Annotated in this window: 9 protein-coding genes and 1 pseudogene; 9 read left to right on the forward strand and 1 reads right to left on the reverse strand. The window is 54.2% G+C overall.

From position 1 onward, the window contains the following. Window positions 1-143: 143 nt before the first annotated feature. The 8 genes and pseudogenes from IGS51_RS07720 to IGS51_RS07760 all read left to right on the forward strand — a co-directional run bounded on the left by IGS51_RS07720 (window position 144) and on the right by IGS51_RS07760 (window position 8,579). Window positions 144-1,496 (forward strand): hypothetical protein, encoded by a 1,353-nt coding sequence (locus IGS51_RS07720; protein ID WP_297077744.1) that lies wholly within the window; start codon window positions 144-146, stop codon window positions 1,494-1,496. A gap of 362 nt (window positions 1,497-1,858) precedes the next feature. After that, window positions 1,859-2,761, forward strand: a complete 903-nt coding sequence (locus IGS51_RS07725) for a fatty acid desaturase (RefSeq protein WP_297077746.1) — start codon at window positions 1,859-1,861, stop codon at window positions 2,759-2,761. Window positions 2,762-2,944: 183 nt separating this feature from the next. After that, window positions 2,945-3,649, forward strand: coding sequence for an SDR family oxidoreductase (locus tag IGS51_RS07730; RefSeq protein ID WP_297077748.1), 705 nt, complete (start codon window positions 2,945-2,947; stop codon window positions 3,647-3,649). A 210-nt stretch (window positions 3,650-3,859) separates the two neighbouring features. Next, window positions 3,860-6,327, forward strand: a pseudogene (locus IGS51_RS07740) (dynamin family protein). Between the two features lie 312 nt (window positions 6,328-6,639). Next, a complete protein-coding gene (locus IGS51_RS07745; protein WP_297077754.1) occupies window positions 6,640-7,179 on the forward strand; it encodes a hypothetical protein in 540 nt (179 codons plus the stop codon). A gap of 17 nt (window positions 7,180-7,196) precedes the next feature. Then, entirely contained in the window at window positions 7,197-7,502 is a 306-nt protein-coding gene (locus IGS51_RS07750) for a hypothetical protein (protein WP_297077755.1), read from the forward strand. Then, window positions 7,495-8,337 (forward strand): DNA adenine methylase, encoded by an 843-nt coding sequence (locus IGS51_RS07755; RefSeq protein ID WP_297077757.1) that lies wholly within the window; start codon window positions 7,495-7,497, stop codon window positions 8,335-8,337. Before IGS51_RS07750 ends, IGS51_RS07755 begins: the two co-directional genes overlap by 8 nt. Further along, the gene (locus IGS51_RS07760) at window positions 8,337-8,579 is read left to right on the forward strand and encodes an HNH endonuclease (protein ID WP_297077759.1); all 243 of its coding nucleotides are present in this window, start codon (window positions 8,337-8,339) and stop codon (window positions 8,577-8,579) included. Before IGS51_RS07755 ends, IGS51_RS07760 begins: the two co-directional genes overlap by 1 nt. A 126-nt stretch (window positions 8,580-8,705) precedes the next feature. Here IGS51_RS07760 and IGS51_RS07765 read toward each other — a convergent pair whose 3' ends face one another. Then, on the reverse strand, window positions 8,706-9,872 hold the full coding sequence (locus tag IGS51_RS07765) for an FtsW/RodA/SpoVE family cell cycle protein (RefSeq protein ID WP_367279287.1): 1,167 nt from the start codon (window positions 9,870-9,872) through the stop codon (window positions 8,706-8,708). Between the two features lie 401 nt (window positions 9,873-10,273). Between IGS51_RS07765 and IGS51_RS07770 the strand changes: the two genes are divergently transcribed. Beyond that, on the forward strand, window positions 10,274-11,901 hold a 1,628-nt coding region (locus tag IGS51_RS07770; protein ID WP_297077763.1), incomplete at its 3' end, for an ABC-F family ATP-binding cassette domain-containing protein.

The following is an 11,901-nucleotide window of genomic DNA, read 5'->3' on the forward strand; positions in this document are numbered from 1 at the left end:
TCCAGTTTGATTAATCCAGTTTCAAGTCTTGGGGTTGAAACCGCCGAGTTAATTCTTCGCTCGACTCTACCGAACGCTTTGCAGGTCTAATTCTGCACTTGGCTGTGCAAAATGCTGTGTAATGAACTGATTCAAAAGGTGTCATGACTGATCCAAGCTATGTAACAATTGGCATTCGTCGAGAGAACGAAGCACGCAAGTTTGAAGCCAGAGTGCCGCTGGTTCCATCCGATGTGCAGCGATTGAAGAAACAGTTGGGCGATCGCGTTCGGTTTATCGTGCAGCCAGCACAACTGCGGACGTTCTCTGATGCTGAATTTGCGGCGGCGGGAGCCGTGATTCAGGAAGACCTATCCGAGGCAGAGATCATCTGTTGTGTCAAAGAGCTTTACCCAGAGCAACTGCTGGATGGCAAAACGTACTTGGTGTTTGCCCATGTAATCAAGGGGCAGCCCGACAATATGCCCCTGCTGCAACAACTGCTCGATCGCCGCATGACGCTGATCGACTACGAATGCATCACCGATGAAGAAGGGCGGCGGACAGTATTCTTTGGGCGATCGGCCGGGCAGACGGGCATGTTTGAAACGCTGAGGGCCTTTGGGCAGCGCTGCGTGGCGTTGGGCAAGCCCTGTGTGTTTGCAGAACTGAAGCCTGTGTATGAGTATGCAAATTTGGCCGAGGCAACGGCGCATTTGCGGACACTGGGCGATCGCCTCCAGCAAGATCCGGCGCTGCTGGGCGTGACGGACTATCCGCTGATGGTGGCGATCGCTGGATTGGGCAACGTTGGCCAGGGCGCGATGGAGATTTTGCAACTGCTGTCGCCGCAAATCGTTTCTGCGGAGGCGTTGCCCGCGCTGTTTGCCTCTGGTCGCACAGGGCTGTTTCAGTGCCCCCTGCAAAAGCCCGACACGCTCCGCAATGGGGACGGTCTTTTCGACAGTGCCGAGTATGCAACCTTCCCTGAGCGCTACAGCAGCCGCATCCCCGATTTATTACCTTACTTATCCATCTTGCTAAATTGTGTCTTCTGGGCCCCGCAATATCCGCGCATTCTTCCCCACGACGCATTTCAAGCTGCGTGGCGACGTGGCAATCATCGTCTGCAAGTTGTTGGGGATTTGAGCTGCGATCCGCCGGCGGGCAGCGTCGCCTGTACGGTGCAATCGGGCGATTTGTACAAGCCGGTGTTTGGCTATGACCCGATCTCGCGGGCAGTGCTAGAGCCATTTTCTGAACAGGGGATCACCGTGATGGCAGTGGACAATCTATCGGCTGGCTTGCCCCACGATGCCTCTGTTGCCTTTAGCGAAATGCTGCGCGATTGGATTCCACCGTTGGTTGCTGCAAAGCGGTGCGGGGATAACTGGGTGGCGGCACTTCCCCCGGCCCTGCTGCGGGCCACCGTGACGCATCAAGGCCGCTTGATGAAGGGTTTCCAGCGGTTGCAGCCTGATCTAGAACGGTACGGTTCCGTGGTGCAGCCCGTATAGCGTCTGGAAATCCTAGCCCGCGATCGCCCGTGAAGGTTTCTTGACTTCTAGCGTGCGATCGCTGCTCATTTCCGCTTGCACTTGCTTGTCCTGTTTATCTTCCCTAGCTTGACAAACATACTGATTTGTCGGGCTTCTTTTGCGTGAAAACTTGATTCTTCTTGATGTACCGTCCTAGTGTTCTAAAACTTTCCTAGAAAACTCCTGCCGAATGTTTTCTAGATATCATCGGAAGCGCTTTGGCTAATTCTAAAATTGAGGTTAAGTTTTATTAAGCGTCCCTATCATATTCATCGTCGATACGACTCGGCTTTTCAATTCTGGATTCCTTTTGAATCTTCTCGTCCGACGGAGTACGTATCGTGACCCTATCTGTTTCTACTGCAAGCTTTCTGAAAAAGCTGGCGATTTACGGAGCGATCGCCGCTGTCACTATCTCCTGCATCCTCCTGTTCCCATTCCCATTCAGGCTGCCGTTCCAATTCGTGCTGGGCGTGATGTTTGCCCACGGGGTCGAGCTTTCTCACGAAATGATTCACCAGAAGCATTTTGGGCGACGCTGGGGCGGGGCGATCGGCTTCCTGCTGGGGCTACCGATGGGGGTGGAGTTTACCCGCTACAGCCTCACCCACAGCTACCATCACCGGGCCGTAGGCACGCCCGAAGACGAAGAATCCTTTTCCTATGACTTTGGCAAGCTGAGCGCACCGCTGAGCTTTTTGCTGCACTTGTCTATGCTAAGTCACTACTGCACAGTGGCTCGCAGTTTGCTGAGTTCCCTATTGGGTCATGAAGCCGCGATTCGGATCGGTATGGGCCCGGCAGGCACAACAGCACCCCGCTGGGCGATCGCCAACGTGATGCGCGGCTATCGAGTCATGGCCCTGCTGCTGTTTGGCATGGGGCTGATCACGGCTGTTCTGCAAACGCCTGTGTTTGTTCATCTTTGGCTTGTGCCGCTGCTGTTTGCGGGCCCTGTTCATGCGCTGATCGAACTGCCGGAACACTGGGGCTGTCAGCGAGATACCACAGACATGATGGCCAACACGCGCACGATCTTACCGAGCCGCTTTGCCGACTGGCTGACCAATGGCAACTGCTGGCACGTCGAACACCACTACAAGCCTGCCCTGCCAATGGCCGACCTCCCCAGACTACATGAGGCGATCGCCCCCCAGATCAAGTATCTGAACTTGGGCTACGGCGAGTTTTATCGCGAGTTTTTCACCGAACTATGGAGATCGCCAGTTGACCTAACTGACTGAAGCCTATCGCAATCTTGATCGCCGGACATTTCGCCAAGCAGTGAGGGACTGGGTTGAACGGCAGATAGAACAAAAGTCAGCACAGGATTAGACCAGATAATTCAATTTTCTAGAGCCTTTTGCGTGATTTTTTGTGTCTGGCAGCGGTATAGACTTAGGATATCCCTGGAAACGTAAGAGCGAATGCAAAAACGAATTGCTATTACAGGCGTTGGGCAGGGGCTAGGGCGATCGCTCGCGCATCGGTTCATCAGGCTGGGGCATACGGTCTGTGGCTGTGATCTGAATGGAGGGGCGATCGCCCAGTTGCAGCAGCAATACGTCGCCCCGCATCAGCTTCAGAGCCACCAGTCTCAGACCCACCCGTTTCAGAGCGTGGACGTAACCCGACCTGATCAGGTAAACGCCTGGGCGGAATCGATCCTAGAGCAGGGCGCACCAGATTTGCTGATCAATAATGCGGGCTATACGCCGCCGATGGCTGCTTTTTGGGACTTACCTGCTGTCGAGTTTGACCGGACGCTGGCGGTCAACGTGCAGGGAGTTGCCAATGTGCTGCGGGCGTTTCTTCCGGCAATGGTAGCGCAGCAGCGGGGCATTATCGTGAATCTGAGCGCCCGCTGGGGCCGACAGGGAGCCGCCAACGCTGCTGCCTACTGCGCCAGCAAGTGGGCCATCGAGGGGCTGACCCAGGCGATCGCCTTGGAACTGCCTGCTGGCATGGCGGCGGTCACCTTTTCGCCCGGAGCCGTCCACACCCACGCGCTGGAAGTGGTTTATGGTGCAGAAAAGGCTGCGACCTATCCCAGTCCCGATGAATGGGCAGAGCAGGCGGCTGAAACCCTGCTGGCGATCGCCCCTGAACAAAACGGTCAAGCCCTGCCCTGAGCGCCGTATCCTGCTGTCAACTCAAGCGGTTTCGGGTAAGTTTTGAGTAAGTTTCGGGTAAGTTTCAGGCTGGTTCCTGGGCTAGTTTTCAGGCAAATTCCGTGATCTCCGAGGTGTGGCAATCCGAACTGATACCTCTGCGAAGCGCTGCGAAATGGGAATCCTGGGGTTGGAATCTACCTATGTACCAATCACTGGATTGTCACAGTTATGACTGCTCCTTCACCCCAAGGCGAATCGCTACAAGTCCCGGTTGCTCGTTTGATAGAACTGCTGCGCCAAGAGCCAGCGCTGCGATCGCACCTCGACACCACCAAAGCCGAAGCGTCGCTGGCCAAGGCGATCGCCCCCACGTTTGAAATCGTCTTTGCGGGAGCTTTTAGCGCCGGAAAATCCATGCTGATCAACGCGCTGCTGGAGCGCGAACTGCTCTACAGTGCCGAAGGACACGCCACGGGTACAGAATGCCGCATTGCCTACGCCGAAGCGGGCAAAGAGCGTGTCGTGCTGACCTTTATGAGCGAAGCAGAAATTTGCGAACAGGCGGCGGCGCTGTGCCAGCGGCTAGGCGTGACGGCTCCGGCCGACATTCGCCAGCCCGACGTGGTGAACCTGCTGCAAGGGCTGTGCCGCGACGTGATTGCCACTGAGGGCGGCGAGAGCAAGTCGGAACGGGCTAAGCAGGCCAGTGCCTGAATTACCTGCTGGAAGGGTTTGTCGCCAATGGCGATCGCATCCACCCGACGCAAAACCAGACCTATTCGATGGAGCAGTTCCAGTTTGCTACGCTCCAGGAAGCCGCCGCCTACGCCCGCCGGGGAGCCAATAGCGCCGTCCTCAAGCGGATTGAATACTACTGCCATCATCCGCTGCTGCAAGACGGAAACGTGCTGGTAGACACGCCGGGAATCGACGCGCCCGTAAGGCGCGATGCAGAACTGACCTACCGCAAGATCGAAAATCCCGATACGTCCGCCGTGGTGTGCGTGCTGAAGCCTGCTGCTGCGGGCGACATGACTAGCGAAGAAACGGAACTGCTGGAGACGACCCGCAGTAATCCTGGCGTGCGCGATCGCGTCTTTTATGTGTTCAACCGGATTGACGAAACCTGGTACAACACGCAGCTTCGCCAGCGGCTCGATCGCCTCGTGCAGGAGCAGTTTCAGGACACCAACCGGATCTATCGCACCAGCGCCCTTTTGGGGTTCTATGGCAGCCAGATTCGCCACACCAGCGCGGGCGATCGCTACGGGTTGGATTCCCTCTTTGCCGACAGCATTCGCATCAGCGGGGAGATTGAAGACACGCCGCAATTCGTGAATGAATTCAACCGCTACTGCGCCAACTCTGGCAAACTGCCTGCCGATCGCTTTCGCATTGACGTGCGGAGCTATGAATCGCCCAATGAAAACTACGTGCGAATCTTGAACGAGCAGGGGCGATCGCTGATTGACCAACTGATTCACGATAGCGGCATCGAAACCTTTCGTAATGCCATCACTCGCTACTTGACCGAAGAGAAGCGTCCCCAACTCCTCGCTACGCTGGCAGACGACTTGCAGCCCCTCTGCATCGCCCTCCGCAAAGCCTATCTGGACGCATGGCAGCATATCGGCAGCCAGCCCCGCGACCTGGAGGGCATCAAGGCAATGGAATTGCGCCAGCTCAGCCACGACCTGAAGCGCGTTGGCGAAGCCTTTCAGCAGGATATCGAAGCTTCGGTGAATGAAGCCGTTGCCAGCAGCCTCAACACTGCCTTTGAAGACGATTTCAAACGCCTCAAAGCCCGCATGGTCAGCCGCTTGGATGAACTGCTGCAAACCTTTTCCGTCAGCCAAGTGCATCGTCAGGCGCAAGCCAGCCACAAGCGCAATTCCGTCGTGCCCCTGTCGGGCATTCTGGCAGAGGCATTCTACTACCTGGCAAACGGGCTAGAAGAAGTGCTGGTGGAGTCGTCGCAAGACCTGATGGGGCGCTTCTTTCAGCGGTTGATCGACCGGGTGCGCCAGCACGACTATTACCGCGATTTGTATCGACTGCTGGGCAACGACGGCGGCATCGAGCAAGCCCTGCGCCGACTGCGCGACCAGGCGACCCTGGCACTGGAAAACGAGGCCAAGACGGAGTGCGATCGCTATGTGCGGGAACGTCCAGAGTTTTATACCGAGGGCACTTGCTCCATCTGGCAACTGCGGCAAACGCTGCAACAGGCCTGTCGCGGCTACGACTACCAGACCATGATCGAGGCGGAACCCGCGATTCGCCAACTGCTCAAGCTCGACTTTGAGCAAAAGGTAAAGGACACCATCACCCGCACCTTCCGCCAGACGATTAACCAAACGCTGAATACGCACCTGCTGCCCAGCGCCCAGCAGCAGGCAGACCACATCCTCCAGCAATATGACGCTGCCCGCGCCTACCTGGCCCGCGTGCTAGAAAAGGAAGCTGAGGAAAAAATCCGCCAGCTCGATCGCCAAAAGGCAGACCTGGAGCAGCGCATCGCCGCCTACAACGAGGCGATCGCCGCCTTCAATCAGCACTTAGCAACCATGCAGCTTGATCGCAAAGCGCTGCCCGGAATCAGTGAGGCGGATCTGGTCATTCTGCCTGCCGAAGACCCCGCCGAAGACCTGGGGACTCTGGAGACTGTGGAAACGGAAGAAGGGGCGATCGCCTAACTTCACCACTTCAGTAAACCCGATCGTTCTAGACGGGCGATCGGGTTCAACGCCCCGTCTTGGGATGAGGGCGATCGCCCTTCTGGGCACACTAAATGCAGCTACATCGGATATCGGAGCGATAAGAGCAATTACTTAGATACAAGGGCGATTCCACAACCTCCCACATATTCCTGATCCCGACTGCTTAAGCGAGAAAATTGGACATAGTAATCAGAATCACTGGGAACCCACCCTTGAAAAATAAATCCTCTAAAGCACATTCCTGATTACTTTCTGCTGACATCGAAATACAAGAGTATCTTCAGAAATATGACTAATCTGTCAAACTTACACGGCCGCCTTTTAGAATACTTGATTGTTGAAGACATCATGAGAGTAAATTCTTATGCAAAATTAACTGACCAGGCAATTGAGTCTCAAAAACGAGACTATCCGAAGCTAGAAACTGTGGATAAAAGATTACTGCAAAAGTTCAGACTTGCAGCAAAAACTCTATCTCAACTTTGGCTAGAGTCTAAGTTCTCTATATCTACCCGAAAAGAAATTAAGATTGATCGACTCCCAGATAAAAATAATAATTCCGATGTAACGGATATCCGCTTATTTTCAGAAGAGGGAAATATAAATTTGTCAATCAAGCACAACCACATGGCTCTGAGACATCAAAGACCTAGAACAACACCTACTCATTGTGGATATACTAAAAACAGCAATGAAATAATATATTTTTCTATAAATTATATAAAATCACTAACTCATTCATTCATGAAACACAGGGATTTGAATATTTTAGAGACTTACCTTCAAACTATTTACATGAGCTTTTATATGATCCTGTTTGCGGATTAGTTTGTGAATTTATAAATATGCACTCCAAGGAATGTGCTAAAAAGCTGTTTCAGTATCTTGTGGGAGCCACAGATTATTATAAGGTTATCGTTAGAACCCAGAGCAGTGAAATTGAAATTCAAGAATTTGACAAGATGGAACCTCCAACAGGCATGAAAGCAAGTGTCTGTCGGCAATATGTGAACTTAGATTTTACAAATGGATGGGAAATAAAGATGCGTCTGCATACTGCATCCAGTAGAATAAGAAAATCACCTAGTTTAAAATTTGATACAGTAGCCAGTTCAGTCTCGGTTCCAACTGTTGTAATTTCCTATGATTAAGAGTCCTCTACGCTATCCAGGCGGTAAGCAGAAAGCTATTCTTCAGATTGTAAAATACTTACCTTTTCACTTTAAGGAGTTTCGAGAGCCATTTGCCGGTGGCGCATCAGTATTCTTCTACGTGTCTCAAACGTATCCTAATCTGAGTTGCTGGATAAACGATATCAATCCAGAACTCTATCACTTTTGGCTAGCAGTAAAAACAAACTTGGATGAACTAGTCGAAAGAGTTTGGGAAATCAAAAAGAACTCTAAGGACGGAAGAGCATTATTTGAGTCCCTAGCTTTGGCAGACACTAGCAGAATGAGTTCTATAGAAAGGGCCACGAGGTTTTTTATTCTTAACCGAATTACTTTTTCTGGCACAATTGAAAGTGGGGGATACTCAAATGCCTCTTTCAAAGGAAGATTTACTGAATCATCTATTGAGCGATTAGCTGCTCTAGAGCAAAGTTTCATAGACACTCGCGTCAGCAATCTAGATTACAGCATTTTGCTGCAAGAGCCAGGCGAGGATGTATTCATTTTTCTAGATCCTCCTTACTTGAGTAAGACTCATTCTAAGCTCTATGGGAAAAAAGGGAATTTACACATTGACTTTGATCACACTCGTTTTGCTCGACTAATGTACGAGTGTTCCCACAAATGGCTAATTACTTATGATGATTGTGAAGAAGTTCGTAAAAACTTTTCATTCGCTTATATCTATGAGTGGGAACTTCAGTATGGCATGAACAACTACATGCAAGGTAAAGCAGAAAAGGGAAAAGAGCTGTTTATTTCTAACTATCCCGTTGATTTGCAAACAGATTTGCTACTTCATAGTGCGGGCTAATGGACAGAACGCCACGGATACGGATTCCGCCGGAGGTGCGGCGATATGTGATGGAGCGCGATCGCCATCAATGCAATCACTGCGGTGCTGGCCCAGAGCAAGCAGAGCTAACGGTCGATCACATCATTCCGCTGGCGCAGGGTGGCGCGAATGATCTGAGCAACCTGCAAGTGTTGTGTCGGCGGTGCAACTCATCCAAGCGGCATGGATTTGACGAGAAGCGCGATCGCCGGATGGTTTGATCCAGAGCAATGCCTATGGGCAGCAGGTAATCGAGGATAGCCTCACACAGGTATCTCACACAGGTATCTCATACGGATATCTCATACGGATATTTAGAGAGACAGGAAATTCCTGTTGATAAAGCGTCAGAGCGGTTTTCGTTTGCGCTTTGGGATGGGTTGTAGTGACGAGCGATCGCCCCTAAACCTGCGCCCCTGGCCCAGCGACACCACCGCAGCGCTGCTGCTTTCCCGTGCCACCCGCACCAGCAGCGCCGCCGACACTAGGCTGGCGATGACGGAACTGCCGCCATAGCTAAAGAAGGGGAACGGTAGCCCGGTGGTGGGCAGCGCTCCTGTGGCTACGCCAATATTCAGCAGCGATTGCCCCACCAGCAGCACCACCACGCCGATCGCCACTAGTTGATGAATTGGGCTTTTGGCCTTTAGCGCCACCCGCAGCCCCAGCGCCGCGAAGGAACCCAGCAGCAGCAGCAGCAATAGCCCGCCCAAAAACCCAAATTCCTCGGCATAGACCGCAAAGATAAAGTCGGTGTAGTGAATCGGCAGGTAAAACAGCTTTTGCTGCGACAGCCCGAAGCCCGTGCCCGTGAGGCCGCCAGAGCCGACAGCCAGCAAGCTCTGAATCAACTGGTAGCCGTTTTGGGCGGGGTCTGCCCAGGGATTGAGAAACGACACGATGCGATCGCGCTGATAGTCGCGCAGGCTGACGCTGAGGACAGCAGCACTCAGCCCGGCGATCGCCGTGCCACCCAGGTATCGCCAGGGCAGCCCTGCCGCCAGCGCCATCAGCCACAGTAGCATTCCGCACAGCGCCGTCGTACTCAGGTTGGGCTGGAGCAAGATGCTGGCCAGCAGCAGCATAAAAATGCCCAGCCAGGTAAACCGCACCCGCCACGACAGCCGATCCCACCGCCCAAAAATCCGCGCCCCTTGCAACACCAGAAATGGCTTGATCAATTCCGATGGCTGCAAAATCGGCAATGGCCCAATCGCCAGCCAGCGACTCGCGCCGTTGACCGTTGTGCCAAATCCGGGAACCAGGGTTAGAAGAATCAGCCCCAGGCAGATCAGCATCAGCAGATCCGCCATGCCCAGCACAAACCGCAGCGGCGTACTGACCAACAGGCTAAAGCCCAGCAGCCCAATGCACCCATACAAAACCTGGCGCTGAATATAATAAAGCCCGTTGCCATGCTCGGTATCGGCGATCGCGTAGGAGGCAGAAAACAGCACCGCCAGCCCCAGGCCCAGCCACAAAAACGTCAGCCAGCGCAACATCCGCGCCTCCATCGCCCAAGTATCGACTGGCGTACTTTCCCAGGGCAGCGCAGACGACCCAGAAGGGCGATCGCCCGACTCCGGCGATTTCTGGGGCGGCTCGATGATTGGCTGCACAGCCGAGGGCATCGGCGCAGACTGCACCGGACGGCGACTTTTCCCAATACTTCTCACGCGGCGGCTCATATCGCGGCGACTCGTAAAACGATTCACAAATAACGATTTACAAATAACGATTCACAAACGCAGATTCACAGACGCAGACTCACAAATCCAGGCTTACAAATCTAGGCTCACGAATCCAGACGGAGCAAGCAAACAGCTATCATAAACCAGACTGCCTCTAACCCTAGCGCAACTTTCCCGGTGCGTTAAAACAAAATCCCCACTGACCCCACTCTCGGATTCCTAAGATGGCTATCTTCAATGTGCGATCGCTCCGCAAAGACTTCGGCATCAAGGAAATTCTCCGGGATGCCAGCTTTAGCCTGGAGGAAGGCGACAAGGTGGGGCTGATCGGCACCAACGGGTCGGGCAAGTCTACTCTGCTGAAAATGCTGGCGGGGCTGGAACCAGCGGACGGCGGCGAGATCTGGCGCAACTCTGGCGCAAAGGTGGTATACCTACCGCAGCAGCCCGCCGTAGATGAGAATCGCACGGTGCTGGAGCAGGTGTTTGCAGACTGTGGCGAGCAGATGGCGCTAGTGCGCGAGTATGAAGATCTGTCGGACAAGCTGGCGCACGGACACGGCGACCCCGACGTGCTAATGGCGAAACTCTCCAGCGTGTCGCAGAAAATCGAAATGGCCAACGCCTGGGAGCTAGAAACCCAGGCCAAGGTGATCCTCAGTAAGCTGGGCATTCAGGACTTTGAGGCGCGGGTGGGCGACCTGTCGGGTGGATATCGCCGCAGAATTGCGATCGCCACGGCGCTGCTTTCCGACCCCGACGCGCTGCTGATCGACGAACCCACCAACCACCTCGACGCGCTCTCAGTCGAGTGGCTCCAGGATTACCTCAAGCGCTTTCGCGGCGCAATTTTGCTGATTACGCACGACCGCTACTTTCTCGATCGCGTCACCAACCGCATTTTGGAAATCGACCGGGGCGACCTCTACGCCTACGCGGGCAACTACAGCTATTACCTGGCGAAAAAAGCCGAAGCCGAAGAATCGGCCGCCAGCAGCCAGCGCAAACACGCCGGAGTCCTGCGGCGCGAACTGGAATGGCTGAAGCGCGGTCCCAAAGCCCGCAGCACCAAGCAAAAAGCCCGCATCGACCGCATCCGCGACATGCAGGCGCAAGAGTTTAAGCAAGCCAGCGGCAAAGTGGACATCACCACCGCTGGTCGGCGGATTGGCAAAAAGGTGATTGAGCTGACGAATATTTCCAAGTCCTACGGCGATCGCCTCTTGATCAACGACTTCACCCACAGCTTCAACCCCGAAGACCGCATCGGCATCATCGGCGGCAACGGCGCGGGCAAATCCACCCTGATGAACATCATCACCGGGCGCGTAAAGCCGGATTCGGGCACGGTCGAAATCGGCTCCACCATCCACATCGGCTATTTCGACCAGCATTCCGAAGACCTGGATATGAATGAAAACCAGCGCGTGATTGATTACCTCAAAAGCGTGGCGGAACTGGTGAAAACGGCGGACGGCAGCATCATCACCGCGTCGCAAATGCTGGAGCGCTTTCTGTTTTCGCCCAACCAGCAATACGCGCCGATCAACAAGCTCTCCGGCGGCGAAAAGCGGCGGCTGTTTTTGCTGAAGGTGCTGATGGGCGCGCCCAATGTGCTGATTTTGGACGAGCCGACCAATGACCTGGACGTGCAAACGCTGGCGGTGCTGGAGGAATACCTGGAGGACTTTAATGGCTGTGCGATCGCCGTTTCGCACGATCGCTATTTCCTCGATCGCGTGGTGGACGTGATCTTTGCGCTGGAAGCGGGCGGCACGATTCGCCAGTATCCGGGCAATTACACCACTTATCTGGAATATGTCGAGCGGCAAAAGCAAGAAGCCGATGCCGA

This window comes from Thermoleptolyngbya sp. M55_K2018_002, assembly GCF_015295965.1.
Taxonomy (GTDB): domain Bacteria; phylum Cyanobacteriota; class Cyanobacteriia; order Elainellales; family Elainellaceae; genus Thermoleptolyngbya; species Thermoleptolyngbya sichuanensis.

Excerpts from the sequence above, each read along its gene's own strand:
- IGS51_RS07720 (WP_297077744.1), top strand. The coding sequence starts at position 144 with ATGACTGATCCAAGCTATGTAACAATTGGCATTCGTCGAGAGAACGAA.
- IGS51_RS07765 (WP_367279287.1), bottom strand. The coding sequence starts at position 9,872 with ATGGAGGCGCGGATGTTGCGCTGGCTGACGTTTTTGTGGCTGGGCCTG.
- IGS51_RS07750 (WP_297077755.1), top strand. The coding sequence starts at position 7,197 with ATGCACTCCAAGGAATGTGCTAAAAAGCTGTTTCAGTATCTTGTGGGA.
- IGS51_RS07760 (WP_297077759.1), top strand. The coding sequence starts at position 8,337 with ATGGACAGAACGCCACGGATACGGATTCCGCCGGAGGTGCGGCGATAT.
- IGS51_RS07745 (WP_297077754.1), top strand. The coding sequence starts at position 6,640 with ATGACTAATCTGTCAAACTTACACGGCCGCCTTTTAGAATACTTGATT.
- IGS51_RS07755 (WP_297077757.1), top strand. The coding sequence starts at position 7,495 with ATGATTAAGAGTCCTCTACGCTATCCAGGCGGTAAGCAGAAAGCTATT.
- IGS51_RS07730 (WP_297077748.1), top strand. The coding sequence starts at position 2,945 with ATGCAAAAACGAATTGCTATTACAGGCGTTGGGCAGGGGCTAGGGCGA.